16 protein-coding genes and 3 tRNA genes are annotated in these 17311 nt (G+C 47.8%); 5 read left to right on the top strand and 14 right to left on the bottom strand.

Going from position 1 to position 17311, the window contains the following annotated elements; all coding sequences use genetic code 11:
* Nucleotides 1-20: 20 nt before the first annotated feature.
* The gene (locus tag HMPREF2711_RS08125) at nt 21-980 is read right to left on the bottom strand and encodes an acetyl-CoA carboxylase carboxyltransferase subunit alpha (RefSeq protein WP_003746925.1); all 960 of its coding nucleotides are present in this window, start codon (nt 978-980) and stop codon (nt 21-23) included.
* Nucleotides 981-1184: 204 nt separating this feature from the next.
* On the opposite strand from HMPREF2711_RS08125, the gene HMPREF2711_RS08130 reads away from it, so the two are divergent.
* A complete protein-coding gene (locus HMPREF2711_RS08130) occupies nt 1185-1586 on the top strand; it encodes an RNA-binding S4 domain-containing protein (protein ID WP_003746927.1) in 402 nt (133 codons plus the stop codon).
* Nucleotides 1587-1679: 93 nt separating this feature from the next.
* On the opposite strand, the gene HMPREF2711_RS08135 is transcribed toward HMPREF2711_RS08130, so the two are convergent.
* The 4 genes from HMPREF2711_RS08135 to HMPREF2711_RS08150 form a co-directional block, all read right to left on the bottom strand.
* On the bottom strand, nt 1680-2879 hold the full coding sequence (locus tag HMPREF2711_RS08135; RefSeq protein ID WP_003746928.1) for a hypothetical protein: 1200 nt from the start codon (nt 2877-2879) through the stop codon (nt 1680-1682).
* A gap of 96 nt (nt 2880-2975) precedes the next feature.
* The gene (gene recD, locus HMPREF2711_RS08140; protein WP_003746930.1) at nt 2976-4739 is read right to left on the bottom strand and encodes an exodeoxyribonuclease V subunit alpha; all 1764 of its coding nucleotides are present in this window, start codon (nt 4737-4739) and stop codon (nt 2976-2978) included.
* 135 nt (nt 4740-4874) lie between these two features.
* Nucleotides 4875-5558 (bottom strand): lipoprotein-releasing ABC transporter ATP-binding protein LolD, encoded by a 684-nt coding sequence (gene lolD / locus HMPREF2711_RS08145; RefSeq protein ID WP_003679081.1) that lies wholly within the window; start codon nt 5556-5558, stop codon nt 4875-4877.
* Nucleotides 5551-6801 (bottom strand): lipoprotein-releasing ABC transporter permease subunit, encoded by a 1251-nt coding sequence (locus HMPREF2711_RS08150; protein ID WP_003746931.1) that lies wholly within the window; start codon nt 6799-6801, stop codon nt 5551-5553. Before HMPREF2711_RS08150 ends, lolD begins: the two co-directional genes overlap by 8 nt.
* A 214-nt stretch (nt 6802-7015) precedes the next feature.
* Here HMPREF2711_RS08150 and HMPREF2711_RS08155 point away from each other — a divergent pair, with 214 nt between their 5' ends.
* Nucleotides 7016-7303: a hypothetical protein gene (locus HMPREF2711_RS08155; protein WP_003683377.1), complete on the top strand. Its 288-nt coding sequence runs from the start codon at nt 7016-7018 to the stop codon at nt 7301-7303.
* Nucleotides 7304-7365: 62 nt separating this feature from the next.
* Here the strand turns inward: HMPREF2711_RS08155 and recR are convergent, their stop codons facing one another.
* The 4 genes from recR to rnr all read right to left on the bottom strand — a co-directional run bounded on the left by recR (nt 7366) and on the right by rnr (nt 12963).
* Entirely contained in the window at nt 7366-7971 is a 606-nt protein-coding gene (gene recR, locus HMPREF2711_RS08160; RefSeq protein WP_003746933.1) for a recombination mediator RecR, read from the bottom strand.
* Nucleotides 7972-8053: 82 nt separating this feature from the next.
* Complete coding sequence (locus HMPREF2711_RS08165; protein ID WP_070615959.1) at nt 8054-9907, bottom strand: SurA N-terminal domain-containing protein; 1854 nt, start codon at nt 9905-9907, stop codon at nt 8054-8056.
* Nucleotides 9908-10052: 145 nt separating this feature from the next.
* Nucleotides 10053-10400: an ArsC family reductase gene (locus tag HMPREF2711_RS08170; RefSeq protein ID WP_003746938.1), complete on the bottom strand. Its 348-nt coding sequence runs from the start codon at nt 10398-10400 to the stop codon at nt 10053-10055.
* Nucleotides 10401-10482: 82 nt separating this feature from the next.
* A complete protein-coding gene (rnr, locus tag HMPREF2711_RS08175; RefSeq protein ID WP_003746939.1) occupies nt 10483-12963 on the bottom strand; it encodes a ribonuclease R in 2481 nt (826 codons plus the stop codon).
* Nucleotides 12964-13057: 94 nt separating this feature from the next.
* Here rnr and HMPREF2711_RS08180 point away from each other — a divergent pair.
* The 3 genes from HMPREF2711_RS08180 (at nt 13058) to HMPREF2711_RS08190 (ending at nt 13423) form a co-directional block, all read left to right on the top strand.
* Nucleotides 13058-13144, top strand: a tRNA-Leu gene (locus HMPREF2711_RS08180).
* Between the two features lie 38 nt (nt 13145-13182).
* A tRNA-Leu gene (locus tag HMPREF2711_RS08185) sits at nt 13183-13269 on the top strand.
* Nucleotides 13270-13332: 63 nt separating this feature from the next.
* Nucleotides 13333-13423: transfer RNA gene (locus HMPREF2711_RS08190), tRNA-Ser, on the top strand.
* A 248-nt stretch (nt 13424-13671) separates the two neighbouring features.
* Here HMPREF2711_RS08190 and HMPREF2711_RS08195 read toward each other — a convergent pair.
* From HMPREF2711_RS08195 to dnaQ, 5 genes are all read right to left on the bottom strand, one after another.
* The gene (locus tag HMPREF2711_RS08195; RefSeq protein WP_003746941.1) at nt 13672-14415 is read right to left on the bottom strand and encodes a thermonuclease family protein; all 744 of its coding nucleotides are present in this window, start codon (nt 14413-14415) and stop codon (nt 13672-13674) included.
* A 74-nt stretch (nt 14416-14489) separates the two neighbouring features.
* Nucleotides 14490-15161 carry a ribose-5-phosphate isomerase RpiA gene (gene rpiA / locus HMPREF2711_RS08200; RefSeq protein WP_070615961.1) on the bottom strand — a complete coding sequence of 224 codons (672 nt, stop codon included), beginning with the start codon at nt 15159-15161 and terminating at the stop codon, nt 14490-14492.
* A gap of 43 nt (nt 15162-15204) precedes the next feature.
* A complete protein-coding gene (gene ispF, locus HMPREF2711_RS08205; protein WP_003746945.1) occupies nt 15205-15684 on the bottom strand; it encodes a 2-C-methyl-D-erythritol 2,4-cyclodiphosphate synthase in 480 nt (159 codons plus the stop codon).
* 31 nt (nt 15685-15715) lie between these two features.
* Entirely contained in the window at nt 15716-16402 is a 687-nt protein-coding gene (gene ispD, locus HMPREF2711_RS08210; protein ID WP_003746946.1) for a 2-C-methyl-D-erythritol 4-phosphate cytidylyltransferase, read from the bottom strand.
* A complete protein-coding gene (gene dnaQ / locus HMPREF2711_RS08215; protein WP_003746948.1) occupies nt 16399-17136 on the bottom strand; it encodes a DNA polymerase III subunit epsilon in 738 nt (245 codons plus the stop codon). Before dnaQ ends, ispD begins: the two co-directional genes overlap by 4 nt.
* Nucleotides 17137-17311 lie beyond the last annotated feature (175 nt).

Raw genomic sequence — 17311 nt, forward strand, 5'->3', positions numbered from 1 at the left:
TGCTTTTTCAGCAGTCAAACTTATTTATCGGTAAATTTACCGTAAGCCATGATGCGGTCGAAACGGCGGGAAAGCAAATCAGGCATGGTCATGCTTTGCGCTTCGCTTAATTGCTGTTCCAAAACGGTTTTAACGTTTTTCATCGTGGTTTCGTAATCACGGTGTGCGCCGCCCAACGGCTCGTCAATGACTTTATCGATGAGATCCAATTCTTGCAGGCGCTTGGCGGTAATCCCCAATGCTTGCGCGGCGTCTGCTGCTTTTTCGGCAGTTTTCCAAAGAATAGAGGCGCAACCTTCGGGAGAAATCACCGAATAGGTCGAGTATTGCAGCATATTGATGTAGTCACCGACAGCTACTGCCAACGCACCGCCCGAACCGCCTTCGCCGATGATGGTACACAATACCGGTACATGCAGGCGGGTCAGTTCGTACAAATTACGGCCGATGGCTTCGGACTGGCCGCGCTCTTCCGCGCCAATGCCCGGATACGCACCCGGAGTATCGACAAAGGTCATGACCGGAATATTGAATTTCTCGGCAGTCTGCATCAAGCGCAGCGCTTTACGGTAACCTTCGGGACGCGGCATACCGAAATTGCGGCGGATTTTTTCTTTGGTATCGCGGCCTTTTTGATGGCCGATGACCATCACGCTTTGGCCGTTGAAACGTGCCAAACCGCCGACAATGGCATGATCGTCAGAATAATGGCGGTCGCCGTGCAACTCTTCAAAATCAGTAAAAATACCGTTGATGTAGTCCAAAGTATAAGGACGTTGCGGATGGCGGGACACTTGTGAAATTTGAGCCGGAGTCAGCTTGCTGAAAATTGACTTGGTCAACTCGTTGCTTTTCTTTTTCAGTCTGGCAATCTCGTCGGAAATATCGACGGCAGATTCATCTTGTACGAATCGCAACTCGTCGATTTTATTGGTTAATTCGGCGATGGGTTGTTCGAAGTCCAAAAAAACGGGTTTCATAAAACAAAGCTCTCGGTAACGGTTGCTGACATGATACGCTAATCAGACGTATTTGACAGCATTTCTCAAAGGGAAACTGCCATCTTTTGCAATAAAAAATCTTTCAGACGGCCTTTAACAAAGAAATAGTATATCTGCACTAAACGAATGAAGTGCCGTATCTTATGATAAACTTCAATTCAGTTCAATCATTTCAAACAGGCTATGAAAAACAATCATGACAATTCGTCCATGCGCTTGGACAAATGGCTGTGGGCCGCGCGCTTTTTCAAGACCCGCGCGCTGGCACAAAAACATATTGAGCTGGGCAGGGTTTTGGTAAACGGCTCGAAAGTGAAAAACAGCAAAAATATTTCCGCCGGCGACACCATCGACATGACTTTGAACTCCCTACCCTACAAATTCAAAGTCGCCGCGCTCAATCATCAACGCCGCCCGGCACCGGAAGCGCGTTTACTGTACGAAGAAGACATGAAAACGGCTGCCGAACGCGAAGCTCAAAAACAACTCGACCAAGCCAGCCGCATCAGTGCCGCTTATCCGGACGGACGCCCGACCAAACGCGACCGCCGCCAGCTTGACCGCATGAAGCGCGATAGCTGGTAAGCGTTGAATCTATTGTTTCAGACGGCCCTATATCCATGCCGTCTGAAAACCAAAAACAGGCAGGACATCCTGCCTGTTTTTTATTTGTGATGATTAAAATTTATATTCTAACTGACCGCGAATAACGTTCACGTCCTGCTTATCCGTACCGACAGTAGGCGTAACCTGTTTGCCGGCCAAATAGAAGCCTTTGAGTTTCCAGTTTTTCCAAGGAATATAAGTCGCACCGATTTGCACGCCTTGAACGTTTTTGCTGTAATCCTCAACAGAAGAGACACCGGACAACGAGCCGACACGGCGGTAGTTCAAGAATACGTCGTAAGAATTACGGACGTTCCAGTCGGCCGATTTATAGCGCACTTCAGTGAACACGCCATCATTTTTGATTTTTTGTCCGGCATCATTATAAGCTTTGATATTGGACTTGCTGACCGCGGCCATCCAACGCCAATCGTCATTAAATTTAATGTCCGTACCAATTTCCCCGAAGACCGCGTTTTTCTTCGCGCCGCGTACATCGATGTCTTTCATATAGCTAACGGTTGCGCCGACGTTGATATTCTCATTCACAGGCAACACGCTTTGAATCGCGGCAAAATGTCTGCGGCGGCCGCCGATGCCCCATGCGTTGTCGTTCAGATTGCCTGTACGGCGGCCCGCATAGATTTTGGTCGGCAGGGTTTTATTGTCAAAGAAGATTTCGCCGCCGGTGACTTCAGTATCCCACACGCGGCCGTATGAAGAGAATGCGCCAAATTTACCGACACGCGCTTTGATGTTGTTGTACACAGTCCCTTCGGCATACAGTTTATTGACCGGCACATCATGATCGCCGTTAAATTTACCGGTTTCCAAATCGATATTCGGCTCGATTTGCGCTACCAATTTCCAATCTTTGTACAGTTTTGCGCGTAACCAAAACTCCGCGTTGAAGTTGGCATTGGTGTCTTCAGGCGTCGGATTAACGCTGCTGTTGTTGGCATTGATGTCTTTAGTATCCGCACGTACGCGCAAACCGCCGTTCACAGTCAACAAATCATTGAAAATGCTGATTTTATCGTCATCTTTGCGAATGATGCTGCCGGAATTGACATAATCGTTGGTGGTGGCCAAAGCCGCAGCATCACGCCCGCCATCAGCATTCTCTGCCAATGAATAAGATGATGAAGCCAATAAAATACAGGTTGCAATCAGTTTGGTTTGAAATTTCATGCCGACTCTCCAAAAGAAGGTATTGAAAGTGAAGTATTCGATAAAGCGTACAAAATCGTGGATTTTGTAAAAATTATTCATTTTGTTTACTAATTATTTTTATCGTATGTAAATTAGTGTAATCAGTCAAGCAGATTTAAACGCTTTCTCCGCTTTCAGACGGCCTCTTGATTCAGGTCAAACAGAAGCCTGCATATCAGTTTGTTCAAACTGCCGTTCCAAGGCATCGGCCAATGCCGTCCTGCGTTTTTGGTGGCATCCCACAGCCTGACACAATTCCTCCGCATTTCCCCAAAACACAAAACGTTCACGCGCGCGGGTAATGGCTGTGTAAAGCAAAGCCTTATCCAACCCTCGGGTTTCCTCCTCGCCCTCCGTCGTTGCAGGCACTGACGGCGGCAAAAGCCATACTTCCCGATATTCCGAACCTTGGCTCTTGTGCACCGTCATGGCAAAAGCCGATTCAAAATCGGGCAAACGGCTGATGGCAATTTTTTTAAATCCATCTTTCTCAGGAAAATAGGCAGACAAGCCATTCAACGATTCTTCATCTTTCATAATCAGCCCGATATCGCCGTTAAACACTTCCAGCATGTAATCATTGTGGGTAATCATGATGATTTGTCCGGCAAACCAAGGCGTTTCGCCCGAAACCTTACCTTGCCGTTGCAGATATTCTTGATAAGCCTGATTCAAATCATCCGCATCCTGCCGCCAAGCCGCCAATACCACCACATCTGCCGCATGACCGTAGGCGAGTGCGACATTATTCTCTGTCACGGCCTGCCAATAATCCTGTTGCTTTTGATACAGTAAAGCGACCTGCTCTTTCAGACGGCCTGATTTCATTTCCAACTCTTTGGGGAACTTGTCAAACTGTTCGACCGCAGTTTGCTTTTCCCCGGACACCACCGCCCTTGCCAAACAGCCGATACCGCTGTCTACGCCAAAACGGTGGCTGAACGTCAATTTGGCATTGTTTTGCGATAAAGCCTGAGGCCGCTCTTTAATCTCAAAGCCATGATTGGGCAGATAAACTTCCAGCTTTTCAGCAGTTTCTTTATCCAAAGCCGTCGGACGCGACAACGCCGCCAATACGGCACCCAGACCAACCGACGGCAACTGGTTTTCATCGCCCAGCAACACCAGACGACAACCGGTCGGCACGGCGCGCAACAAATCCAACACCAGCGGCAAATCCAACATCGAAGCCTCATCCACCACCAAAACATCCAAAGCAAGCGGATGTTCATGATTGAACGCAGGACGCATTTGCGGCGGCCGCAATTTCAACAATCGATGGACAGTCTGTCCTTCCAAGTTTTCCAAATGCGCTTTAATGCTTGGAGACAAATCAAAGCCATCCAAAGCACGCTGCAAAGCCCGTGCCATATGCGCAGCCGCCTTGCCCGTCGGCGCAGCCAACGCAATACGGGGCAGCTTCGTACTGTTATTACAAATCAGACCCAAAAGCTTTGCGACGGTCGTGGTCTTACCCGTACCCGGCCCGCCGGTAATCAGCATAAAGTTTTGCAGCAAGGCCAAAGCCGCAGCATCCCGTTGCTCTTTGCTGTCTTTAGGATCAAACCAATCACTCAGGCTTTTTGAAGCCGCCATGAAATTCACTTCTTCCGCCTCGGCACTTGCCAGCCGTTTGATTTCGACAGCCAAATCATGCTCCAACTGACACATCCGCCCTAAAAACAATTTCCTGCCTTGCAGGATAAGCGGTTTATCCGCATTGCCGACCAAATTCGGCAAGTTGCTTAAGGTATCGACATCCGCTTTATCCAAGTAAATAAACGAATGCCCGTTTTGCAAGGCTGCAAACAGTCGAACCACATAAGGCTCAATAACGGATGCGCCCTGTACTTCACGGCGGCGGAAAAACGCTATGGCCGCATCTGCGGCAGAGGAAAGGATAGAGTCGGTCGGGTTCATGGCTCAGGATTGATTGATACGGAAAGAAAAAGAAAGGCCGTCTGAAAAACAGCGTTTCCATAAATGAAAACCTATTTTTCAGACGGCCTCTATTATACCGTTCAAAGCATAAAATATTTGCCTGAAATAATAACCTTATTGCAGCACTTGCAGGCTACCGTCTTTCATGGTCATTACCCGGTCGAAACGTTCAGCCAGCTCGTCATCATGGGTCACCACAATCAGGCTGGTGTTCAATTCGCGTTTCAAATCCAGCATCATGTCCAGCACATTTTGCGCATTTTTACGGTCAAGGTTCCCCGTCGGCTCATCTGCCAACAGGCATTTCGGCTCATTAACCAAAGCACGGGCAATCGCCGCACGCTGACGCTCGCCGCCGGAAAGTTCACTCGGACGGTGCAGCATACGCTTATCCAAGCCAACCTTTTTCAGCATCTTGACAGCCTTCTCCTCAGCCATCGCCTTGGGCATTTTGCCGATTAAAAGCGGCATCATGACATTTTCCAAAGCAGAAAACTCAGGCAATAGATGGTGAAACTGATACACAAAGCCTAAATAACGGTTGCGCAATTCGCCCAACTGTTTTTGGCTCAAACCGCCCAAATCCTGATCCATCAGTATCACCTTGCCTTCAGACGGCATATCCAAGCCACCAAGAAGGTGCAACAACGTAGATTTACCACTGCCTGACGAACCAATGATACTCACGCTTTCCGCTTCGGCAACTTCAAAATCCAAATGATTCAACACTTGTACATTCAATGCGCCGTCATTATAGCTTTTGCCAACGCCGATACATTTCAAAATTGTCTTACTCATAACGCAAAGCCTCCGCAGGTTGGGTTTTCGCAGCACGCCAGCTCGGATACAGCGTGGCGATAAATGCCAAGCCAAGCGAAATGCAGGCGATAACGGCGACGTCCTTCAAGTTCACATCACTAGGCAGGTAATCGATGAAATAAACCTGTGAGTTAATCAAATGCACGCCGAACAGGTCTTCAAAAAACGCGACAATCTTGCCGACATTCCAACCCAGCAATACACCGCACACCACGCCCACAAGCGTACCGAAGAACCCCGCAAAAGCGCCCTGCACCAAGAAAATCTTCATGACGCCGCCCGGGGACAAACCCAATGTGCGCAAAATCGCAATATCGGCTTGTTTTTCCGTTACCGCCATTACCAAAGACGAGACGAGGTTAAACGCAGCAACCGCGATAATCAGCGTCAAAATGATGAACATCATGCGTTTTTCCAACTCAACGGCTTCAAAATAGCTGCGGTTGTTAAACGTCCAGTCGCGCACCCATACTTCATCTTTTTTAGCATCTGGAATCAACTTAGCAATAAAAGACGGCGCATTCTGCGGATCAGCCAACCGCAAACGCAGCCCACCGACATTTTCTCCCAGTCGATACAAGACTTGCGCATCCTTGATATGCGTCATTGCCAATGTGTTATCGACTTCATAAACACCGGTTTTTACCACACCGACCACATTAAACTGCTTCAAGCGCGGCACTACGCCGGCAGGAGTGACATTCCCCTCCGGCGTAATCACAGTAACTTTGCCGCCAAGCTCCGTACCCAATGCCTCAGCCAGCCCTTGACCTAAAATAATATCAAATTCGCCCGGCTTCAAATCGTCAAAACTGCCGGCCGGCATATCCTTGCCGTAATCAACGACATTTTTTTCTTCAGACGGCAAGATACCGCGTATCTGTACACCGCGTACTTCTCCGGCATTGGCAAGCAAAGCTTGATCGGAAACATAAGGCGCGCTGGCCAACACTTCCTTTTTGCCTTTTACAAATTCGCGCAAATTCTGCCAACCCGGCGCACTGCCGACATCGTAATAGCCGATTTCCGCATGAGGTGCAACGTTCAACAATTGACCGCGTATCTCTTTCTGAAATCCGTTCATTACCGATAACACCACAATCAGCGCCGTTACGCCCAAGGCGATACCGGCGATTGAAATCATAGTAATAAATGACATAAAGCCGTTGCGTTTTTTCGCACGCAAATAGCGCAGGCCTATCCAAGTTTCTAAAGAAGCCATTCAAAAATGCCTCATTCGTTTGTCAAAAAAGACTTATTGTACCGTAAAACCGACAGGTCGTCCGATTGCCCGACTGATGTGGCATTCAGGGATATAGTGTATGTAAAACCATGTATCTTCCCGTAAATTCCGCCGAAAAACTTGCACAATCGGCCAATCGCCCTTATTCTGAAGCTGTGACTCGTTTTGTCACCATCAAAAAGGAAATACACTAATGAACAGCAAAAAATTCTTGGCCCTCGTATCCGTAGCTGTAGGTTTGTCATTCAGCTTCAATGCATATGCCGCCAAAGAAATCAAAATCAGTTCAAACAATACCGCTTACTCCGATGCCGATGTTCAAAAACTGGCAGCCACTGCTGTCGGCATGGGCGTAAAAGAACCTGTCAGCCTCAACAGCGGAAACGGTGTTGTTACCGTATCCGGCAGCAGCGCAACCAAATGCGCATTCAAAGTCGGCAACGGCGATACGCCTCAAATTCAAGGCGTGAGCTGCAAATAATCTGATTTCATCAATGAAAAGGCCGTCTGAAAAACATTCAGACGGCCTTTTTATATTGGCATTTAAGATTGGATGTTTCGTCTATCGTAAACGGCCTGAGCCAAAGTACCGGCATCCACATATTCCATCTCGCCGCCCAAAGGGATTCCCCTTGCCAACCGGCTGACTTTATAAGGAAGATTTTTAAACAATTCCGCCAATATATATGCTGTCGCGTCGCCTTCGGCTGTGAAGTTGGTTGCAATGATAATTTCCTCAATATCACTCGCCTGCAAACGGACCACCAGCTTATCTAATGCGACTGACGAAATATCCATCCCCTGCGCCGGGCTGACTTGCCCCATCAAAACAAAATACAGGCCATCATGGCAATTGGCCGCCTCCATGCTGGAGACATCCGCCGGCATATGCACAATCATCAAACGGCTTTTATCGCGTTTTTCGTCTGCGCAAATTTCACACAAATCGCCTTCGCAAAATGTGTTGCACATCCGACAATGCTGCACCTGCCTCAAAGCAAACTGCAAAGCGTCCACCAATTCCTGCGCTTCTTCGCGTTTGTACTGTAAAAGCTGGTAGGCCATGCGTTGTGCGGATTTCGGTCCGACATTGGGCAGGATTTTTAATGCATTAATCAAGCGGACAAAGGCATCAGGATTTTTACTCATGATTTCAGACGGCCTTTAAAAAGATGGCTAAAAATAAGAAAACAGCCGGAATTCATCCGGCTGCCCTACTCTAATATTCTGCTTATTCGGCAGCATTATTAACTTGTTGTGCACCTTGCGTACGATCGATTTTCTTATCCAAATACTGGAGCAAGGCATCGAAAACATTGGCAGAAAGCTGCTGAACCAAAGCCTGTTTGGAAGCCGGAATCTGTGAATCGGCATTTTCAGGAGCGGAAACACTCTGAACTTCCATAATCACCGGCGCAGGCATACCTTCCAACAATGTATACGCAGGTTTGCCGCCGACAGGACGTGCTTTCAGCAAAGCCGCATAAGCCTCCGGAGACATGGTTTTACGTGCATCTTGCGCGCTCAATTGAGAAACAGGCGACCATTGAACATCGGCAGCTTTACCGGCTTTCAAAACAGCCAAAGTTTCCTGGGCTTTTTTCTCTGCCAGTTTGGCGGCTTCAGAGCGCTGATATGCTGCACGGACAGTGTCTTTGACTTCCGCAAATGGTGCGATTTTCTCTTCGCGCACTTCTTTCGCACGAATGACCCAAACGGTATCGTTGTTGATGGCGATCACTTCAGAATTGTGTTTTTTCTTCAGTACATCATCACTAAACGCGGCATTAATCAATGCTTCAGGTAAGCCGGCTTCCTTCGCGCCTGCTTTGGTCACCCATTCATCCAGGCTTTCTACTTTCAAACCTGAATTGGCGGCTGCTTTTGCCAGAGAAGACGGATCATTGAAGGTATCTTCACCCAGTTTTTCTTTAGCGGCATTAAAGGCAGAAGCTGCTTTTTTCAGTTTCAAGGCTGCTTCGATACGCGCCTTGGCTTGTTCCAAAGTCGGCTCAGCTTCGACATTCAAAACTTTAATGACGTGATAACCCAAAGACGATTTAACGGTATCGCTGACCTCGCCTTTGCCCAATGCAAATGCCGCTTTATCAAATTCCGGCCCGAAACCGCTGCCGCCGCTTTTGCTCAGATAACCCAAGTTGCCGCCTTTATTGCTGCTGGACAAGTCTTTGGAATACTTGGCCGCCAGCTCGGCAAACGAATCCGGATGTGCTTTAAGCTCCGCAGCCATTTTGTCCACTTCGGCTTTAATTTCCGCATTGCTTGCTTCATCTCCGTTAGGCATGACCGGAATGAAAATATGCGCAATTTCGGCTCTTGGCGACAAATCTACGCTTTTGCTGTCGTAAGCTTTTTGTACTTCTTCCGCACTTACGGTTTGCTTGTCAGCCAAATCTTTGATGCTCAAAGCCACATATTCCAGCTTAACGGCTTGAGGAATCAAGTAATCTTTCTTATGCGCTTCATAATATTTTTGCAAAGCCGCATCATCTACTTTGACTTGTGCCGCAAATGCTTCAGGGCTGAACGTAAATGAACGGATGGTACGGGTGGCTTGAGTCAGGTTAATCAACTGACGCGCTTGCGCATCGCTGACCAAAGCGCCGTTTTGCACCAAATTCAACAGATTTTGCAACTGGAACTGTTCGCGGATATCTTCAACGAACTGATCCTCGGTCATCCTGCGTTGATCCAAATATTTCTTGAGCAAATCCTGGCTGAATTTACCGGAAGCATCATGGAAATTCGGATCATCCACAATGACTTGCTTGATTTGTTCCTGAGACACAGCAATGCCCATCAGCTTGGCACCTTGCTTCAGATAAGCACGTTGCAATAACGATTGGAATACCGCATCACGCGAAGGCGCATTATTGCCGGCAGCCTGCTCGTTTTGTATCGCAATCTGTAAAGCGTGTTCGCTGACTTTCTCATCCCCGACTTTGACAATGTAATCAGAACCCGGCGAAGACAAATTATTGGCACCGAATCCGATAAAGGTCAGACCGATGATACCTAAAACAATCTGGGCGGGTGTTTTATATTTTTCAACAATATGGAACATATTTATCCGAAAGAAAAGTTTGGCGCGGCAGCCGCAAAATGCTGCCGCAAAAATCTTAAAATCCTGAAAACAGGCTCAAAGCGCGTATTGTAACGTATTTTTTCGAGGCTTGCTTTTTCAGACGGCCTAAAAACCTAAAAATGCCTTATCCGAACATTTCCTGATACGCTTCTACTGAAAATCCGACATGAACCTGCCCTTCTTTGACCAACACAGGCCGCTTGATGATGCTGGGATTCTCCACCATTAAAGCAATCGCACCTTCTTTTGTGGCGGCAGATTCTTGCGCATCTTTATCCAGCTTGCGCCAAGTCGTGCCTCTTTTATTGAGCAAAATTTCCAAATCCGCCTGATTCAGCCAGCCATCAATCAAATCAGCAGTCGGGGAGTTTTTCTTAAAATCTACAAACTCAAACTCGATGCCGTTTTCCGCCAACCAACTGCGCGCTTTTTTAACCGTATCGCAATTAGGAATACCGTATAGTTTTATCATCTTATTTATCCTTAAGTTTTATTCATGAAATCACAAACTCAGGCCGTCTGAAACCTTTCAGACGGCCTGAGTTGAATGCCGCTTATTTCTTAGCTGCTTTCTTCACTTTAATCTTCACGCTTTTGCCTTGAGCGTTATTTTTACGCCCGGCCTTAACAGAGGCTGTTTTCGCCTGCACCTTTTTCTTGCTTGCGGCTTTAGGTTTGCTTGGCTTAGTAGGCTTGGAAGCAGGTTTACTTTTCACCTTACCCTTCTTTGCCTTCGTGGGAGCAGCCAACGCTTCATCAATTTCTTTAGCCGAAAGTTTACGCTTACGTTTTTCGACAGGTTTGTCAGCAGCTGTCGGCTTACTCGCAGGTTTTGCTTTTCTAGTGCCACGTTTCTTACCGACTGAGCCGCCGCTGATTAAGGTCAAATCAATCTTGCTGGTATCCAAATCGGCACGCGCGACTTTTACAGTAACCGTATCGCCCATGTTGAAACGGACACCGCTACGCTCGCCCTCAATCGCCATAATTTCAGGACGGAAGTTGAAATAATCCTCTCCCAAATCGCTGATGTGTACCAAACCGTCGATATGAATATCGTCCAAGGTTACAAAAATACCGAAACTGGTCATGCCCGAAATCTTGCCACTGAAGACTTCGCCGACTTTGTCGCGCATATAATAAGTTTTCAGCCAATTTTCCACATCGCGGCTGGCATCGTCGGCTCGGCGCTCGCAGAACGAGGTATGCACGCCCAAAGCCTGCCAGGTTTTATTGGGTTGGTAAGTTTGTCCATTCAATACAGCCTTAATGGCACGATGGACAGTCAAATCGGGATAACGGCGGATAGGCGAAGTAAAGTGTGCATATGCACCATAAGCCAAACCAAAGTGACCGTCGCAATGCGGCTCATAAACCGCCTGTTGCATAGAACGCAACATCATCACTTGCAACAGTTCCGCGTCCGGACGGTTTTTAAATTGCTCGGCAAGCGCGGCATAGTCTTTCGGCATCGGATTATCGCCGCCGCCCAAACTCAGCCCCAGCAAACCAAGCTGCTCGCGTAAAGTAGCCAGTTTTTCGGGGGTTGGGCCCAAGTGATTGCGGAATAAAGCCGTATGTTTGTTTTTCAGCAAGAACTCTGCCGCGCAAACATTCGCCGCCAGCATACATTCTTCAATCAGCTTGTGCGCATCGTTGCGGACAATGGGAACAATCTTGTCGATTTTACCGTTGTCGTCAAAAATCATCTGGGTTTCAATGCTCTCAAATTCAACCGCGCCACGCTCGAAACGTTTTTTCTGCAAGATTTTAAATAATTTATACAGAGTATCGATTTGCGGTTTAAACGGATGATCCCGGCCGTCTGAAATCCAATCCCAAACTTGATTGTAAGTCAGTCGCGCATGAGAGCGCATTACTGCCGGATAGAAACGGTATTCCTTGATATTGCCGGCATAAGTAATCACCATATCGCACACCATACACAGGCGTTCGACATCAGGATTGAGCGAGCAGATGCCGTTGGACAAATTCTCCGGCAGCATTGGAATCACACGGCGTGGGAAATACACGCTGGTACTGCGTTCTTGAGCATCTACATCAATCGCGTCATCCGGGCGGACATAATGACTGACATCGGCTATCGCCACCACCAAGCGGTAATTGCGGCCGATTTTTTCGGCAAAAACCGCATCGTCAAAGTCCCGCGCAGTTTCGCCATCGATGGTTACCAGAGGCAAATCCCGTAGGTCCACGCGCCCTTTCAAGTCGGTTTTACGCACATGATCGGGAATTTTCTTCGCAGCTTTGACACATGCTTCACTAAATTGGTGCGGCAAATGGTGCTTGCGCACGGCGATTTCGATTTCCATACCGCTGTCGGCATAATCGCCCAACACTTCAATGATTTTCGCTACGGCAGGGCGGTTTTGCTCGGGGTAAGTCTCAATTTCACCGACAATGACTTGACCGGATTGCGGTTTAAAGTGCGCTACGCTTTCAGGTTCCAAAACAATGCTTTGATTCAAGCGTTTGTCTTCGGCCTCCAAAATCGCCACGCCGCGATCCATATAAAAACGGCCGACCACTTTAGACTGCGCACGCTCCACTACATCTAAAACCGTACCTTCGCGACGGCCTCTGCGGTCGATACCGGCAGGACGCACGGTAACAATATCCCCGTGCATCACGCCGCGCATCTGACGCTCATACAAAACGAAATCGCCCTCGCCTGTCGGCGTAAGCGGCACGGCAAAACCAAAACCGTCTTTATGCGCTTCGACACGGCATTTAACCAATGCCAATTTTTCTGCCGCGCATACCGCGCCACGTCGATTAATCAATACCTGGCCATCGCGCGCCATCGCTTTCAGACGGCGCTCGAAGAATTCATATTCATCTTCTGCAATCGACAATTCATGCGCCAAAGCTTCGATTTTTGTCGGCACACCTTTTTGTTCCAATAATTCAATGACCCATTCACGACTGGGCAACGGATGAGCGTAACGTTGTTTCTCCCGCTCTAAATACGGGTCTTTTTCTCGTAAATTTAAAGATTTAGTATTTTTGTTCATTTTGATGGTTGACATTCTTTTTTTAAAATATATAATAGCTGCTTCTTCGCAGTTCAGATAGTCAACTCTACCTGAAATTGAAGAATAAAGCAAAGCCCAGGTGGCGGAATTGGTAGACGCGCTAGCTTCAGGTGCTAGTGTCCTCACGGGCGTGGAAGTTCGAGTCTTCTCCTGGGCACCAAATGATTTGGTGCTTCTTTGCTTAAGAAAATTTAAATTGCCCAGGTGGCGGAATTGGTAGACGCGCTAGCTTCAGGTGCTAGTATCCTCACGGGTGTGGAAGTTCGAGTCTTCTCCTGGGCACCACTGATAAATCAATCAGTCAAGTTTTTACATTATTCTGAATAAGAAGTCAGGATAATAGTCCACAGAGAGGTGGATGAGTGGTTTAAGTCGCACGCCTGGAAAGCGTGTATACGTGAATAGCGTATCGAGGGTTCGAATCCCTTCCTCTCTGCCAGATACTAAAGACACCAGCTAACGGTGTCTTTTTTTATATCCGCCTTTTTGAATATGGTTGATCCCGTCTATCCGAACAGGGTGTAATGTCTTATCAAGTATCTTTCCCTAGCAACATTTTGATGAAAATTCGTGATTTATCCTAAAATCCCGATACCATTTTCCCCTGATATAAAATCTGCCCTATACGTTTATTTCATCATAATGAAAGGCCGTCTGAAAGTTTTCAGACGGCCTCTTTCTTAAAACCTACCAAATCCCAAACCATTGTTTATCAGATTGCTTTTTATTACCGTTCTGCTGCTCGTGGTTTTGACGGCGAAATTGCCAAGGCGCTTGCGGATTGTCTTTTTTCCATAAGCCCTTACGTTTTTCCTTGGCTTGTTTTTGTGCGGCCGAATAGTCGGTGTAGGCGGTTTTACTTTGTTGTTTTTTAGCATAACTTTCATAATGCCATGCGGCGCCATCCCGTATCTGCATTAAATTCAAGTCAACCGTGCCGACTGATACTTGGGCAACTTCACGCTGATAGCGGTCACTTTCAAACACGCGTACTTTGGCTTTTTTATTCAATGCGGCATCAATCAGATTGTCTCGTGATTGCGTACCATAGGCCTGATTGATTTCCGGCGCATCGATATAGGCCATGCGAATTTTGTGTTTTCGGCCGTCGCTATCGATAATGTGCATGGTATCGCCATCATGGATTTTGATGATTTTTCCATTGTATGTGTAGGATTGTCGCGATGCCTTTTGTTTTTGTTTCTGTTCTTGCTTAGGTTCAGCTTCGGTTGTGGTGTCTGATGTGGCTTTGATGACATTTTCACCCAGCCATTCATTGACCTTTTCCAAACCGATATTGTCGTTTTGTGCCAATGTTGCGGCAACGCTTACCCCGCTACGAATCAACTCGGTATCGCGTGAACTATAGCCCAGGGCGCCCAACACAGATAAAACAACGGGCAACCATTTTATAATTTTACTGATTTGCATATTTTGCCAAATTGAAGGCCGTCTGAAAGACCTGATGCGCTTTCAGACGGCCTTTTAAGATTGATTAATCTTCATTAATCCTGACAAGGCAGGATGACTTTTGCGCCTTCTGCCGTACCCAAAACCAACACATCGGCGGCATCACGGGCAAAAATACCGTTTTCAACTACGCCGGTGATTTTGTTGATTTCGTCTTCCATTTTCAGGGCTTGATCGATATTGAGGCCGTGAACATCAACGATTTGGTTACCATAGAAAGTAGTATAGCCGACACGCAACTCAGGCTGTCCGCCCATCGCAAGCAGTTTGCGCGACACCAGCGAACGGGCATTTTCAAACACTTCCACCGGCAATGGGAATTTGCCCAAACGGGAAACATATTTGCTCTCATCGGCGATACAGACAAATTTATCGGATGCACTGGCCACGATTTTTTCATTCAAATGCGCACCGCCGCCGCCTTTAATCATTTGCAGCGCGTGGTTGACTTCGTCTGCGCCGTCAACATAAACCGCCAAACCCATCACATCATTCAGTGAAACTTCTGGAATTTCGTATTTTGCCAAAAGCTCGCTGGATTTTTTGGAAGTAGATACGGCACCCTTGATTTTCTTACCGCTTTTACCCAAAGCTTCGATAAAAAAGTTAATGGTAGAGCCGGTACCGATACCGATGTATTCGTTTTCAGGAACAAATTCCACCGCTTTCTCGGCGGCAATGCGTTTGAGTTCGTCTTGAGTTGCCATGTTGTCAGTCTTTCGGTTTGAATGATGAAACGATTTTAAGCCCTTAGGCTTTAATCAGCAATACTGCCGCTTGTGCTTCAATGGCTTCCATACGCCCCAGATAGCCAAGTTTTTCGTTGGTTTTGCCTTTGATGTTGACGCAGTTTTCAGGCAAGCCTAAATCTGCGGCAATATTGGCGCACATGGCCGGAATATGTGGCGCGAGTTTGGGTTTTTGCGCAATCACGGTCGTATCGACATTAACCACCTTCCAACCCAATGCCTGCACGCTTTGATAAGCCTCGCGCAACAGCACACGGCTGTCTGCATCTTTGAACTCGGCGGCAGTATCGGGAAAATGGCTGCCGATATCGCCCAAACCGGCCGCGCCCAACAGGGCATCGGTAATCGCATGCAAAAGCGCATCGGCATCGGAATGACCCAGTAAGCCCTTTTCAAACGGAATGTTGACGCCGCCGAGTATCAAATCTCGCCCTTCGACCAGCTGATGGACATCGTAGCCCTGTCCGACACGGATATTCATATTATTTCCTTAAATAATGGGTTTTGATTGTTCAGACGGCCTTGAGCAACAATCTGACAATGTATTCGTCTTGCGGCAGCGTCAATTTTAAATTGCGCGTATCGCCCTGCACCAAGCGCGGCCGGATACCCAGTTTTTCAACCGCTGACGCTTCATCCGTAATCTCACTCAAATCATCAACCGATAAGGCGCGATTTAATAAGGCCGTCTGAAAAAGCTGCGGCGTTTGCGCCTGCCATAATCCTGCACGTGCAACGGTTTCATCAATATGATGACTGCCGTCTGCCCGCTTGAGCGTATCAGCCACCGGTATGGCCAGAATGCCACCTTCGTCATTCTCGCCTGCCTCATCAAGCAAACGCGTTAACGCTTCGGCAGGCAGGCAACAGCGCGCGGCATCATGAACCAAAATATTGTCTTGTGCCTCAGCCAAACCTTGCTCCAATAAAACGGACACACCATTGCGTACCGTTTCGGCACGACTTGCACCGCCCACTCGGAAGACACGCACCTTCTCAGATAGGGCCGTCTGAAAAACCAAATCTTCCGGCGAAAGAATAACGGCAATTAAATCTATGCGTGGGTGTTGCTCAAAAATTTCTATGGTATGTTGCAATACGGTTTTACCATTGATTTCAACATATTGTTTGGGTTTTCCCGCGCCAAATCGCGCCCCGACACCGGCCGCAGGAATCAAAGCGATATTGCGGCGTATCATGCTGACGCTCCGGCATTGGCCTCATCCGGCGTTTCCGCCTTGCGCCATACACACGCTTCGCCCAAATCGTCCAAATATTTTTCATGCGCGGCCAGCTCGTCCGCATCGGCTTTGATGACTTTCAACTGCGACGTACGTTTGGTTTCGGCAATAATGGTTGGTTTGACTTCGCCCTCTTCTTCCGCCTCGCCGCCCATCAGGTCGAACTGCTGACGCGTCATGGCAAGATAGACTTCACCCAAAAGCTCGCAGTCAATTAACGCGCCGTGCAAGACACGTTTGCTGCGGTCAACGGAAAAGCGGTTACACAAGGCATCCAAGCTTGCCTTTTGCCCTGGAAACATTTCACGCGCCATGGCCAGCGTGTCGGTGACTTTACAACCCAGTTCCTCAATAGAAGGCAGCCCCATGCGGCGAAATTCCATATTCAGGAAGCCGACGTCAAACTTGGCGTTATGGATAATCAGCTCTGCGCCACGAATAAAGTCGGCAATCTGTTTACCCACTTGGGCAAACGGCGGTGCATTCTTCGCTTCCAATACTTCAATCGTCAAACCATGCACCTTCGCCGCTTCCTCCGGCATATCGCGTTCCGGGTGGACATATAAATGAAGGTTGGAGTCGGTCATTTGGCGGTTGATCATTTCCAAGCCGGCAAATTCGACCAGACGGTCGCCGTTTTCAGGATAAAGGCCCGTGGTTTCCGTATCGAGGATAATCTGACGTTGACTCATGGTTGGTGGTTTCTGCAATTATCAAAACGTCCTGAATCATACTGAAGGCCGTCTGAAATGTATAGTCAGCAAAACTTTAGCTGCTTTTCAAATGCCCTTTTAACGCTGGATTTGTTCAGACGGCCTTTATTCTTTTTTCATCTATTGGCCGTCTATTACTCCAATTTTGAGTAGA

The organism is Neisseria sp. HMSC070A01 (genome assembly GCF_001810165.1).
Taxonomy (GTDB): domain Bacteria; phylum Pseudomonadota; class Gammaproteobacteria; order Burkholderiales; family Neisseriaceae; genus Neisseria.

Coding starts and splice junctions, on each gene's coding strand:
- HMPREF2711_RS08135 (WP_003746928.1), bottom strand. CDS start 2,879: ATGAATAATTTTTACAAAATCCACGATTTTGTACGCTTTATCGAATAC.
- HMPREF2711_RS08150 (WP_003746931.1), bottom strand. CDS start 6,801: ATGGCTTCTTTAGAAACTTGGATAGGCCTGCGCTATTTGCGTGCGAAA.
- ispD (WP_003746946.1), bottom strand. CDS start 16,402: ATGATACGCCGCAATATCGCTTTGATTCCTGCGGCCGGTGTCGGGGCG.
- HMPREF2711_RS08155 (WP_003683377.1), top strand. CDS start 7,016: ATGAACAGCAAAAAATTCTTGGCCCTCGTATCCGTAGCTGTAGGTTTG.
- rpiA (WP_070615961.1), bottom strand. CDS start 15,161: ATGGCAACTCAAGACGAACTCAAACGCATTGCCGCCGAGAAAGCGGTG.
- HMPREF2711_RS08165 (WP_070615959.1), bottom strand. CDS start 9,907: ATGTTCCATATTGTTGAAAAATATAAAACACCCGCCCAGATTGTTTTA.
- HMPREF2711_RS08170 (WP_003746938.1), bottom strand. CDS start 10,400: ATGATAAAACTATACGGTATTCCTAATTGCGATACGGTTAAAAAAGCG.
- recR (WP_003746933.1), bottom strand. CDS start 7,971: ATGAGTAAAAATCCTGATGCCTTTGTCCGCTTGATTAATGCATTAAAA.
- HMPREF2711_RS08125 (WP_003746925.1), bottom strand. CDS start 980: ATGAAACCCGTTTTTTTGGACTTCGAACAACCCATCGCCGAATTAACC.
- ispF (WP_003746945.1), bottom strand. CDS start 15,684: ATGAATATCCGTGTCGGACAGGGCTACGATGTCCATCAGCTGGTCGAA.
- HMPREF2711_RS08130 (WP_003746927.1), top strand. CDS start 1,185: ATGAAAAACAATCATGACAATTCGTCCATGCGCTTGGACAAATGGCTG.
- recD (WP_003746930.1), bottom strand. CDS start 4,739: ATGAACCCGACCGACTCTATCCTTTCCTCTGCCGCAGATGCGGCCATA.
- HMPREF2711_RS08195 (WP_003746941.1), bottom strand. CDS start 14,415: ATGCAAATCAGTAAAATTATAAAATGGTTGCCCGTTGTTTTATCTGTG.
- rnr (WP_003746939.1), bottom strand. CDS start 12,963: ATGAACAAAAATACTAAATCTTTAAATTTACGAGAAAAAGACCCGTAT.
- dnaQ (WP_003746948.1), bottom strand. CDS start 17,136: ATGAGTCAACGTCAGATTATCCTCGATACGGAAACCACGGGCCTTTAT.
- lolD (WP_003679081.1), bottom strand. CDS start 5,558: ATGAGTAAGACAATTTTGAAATGTATCGGCGTTGGCAAAAGCTATAAT.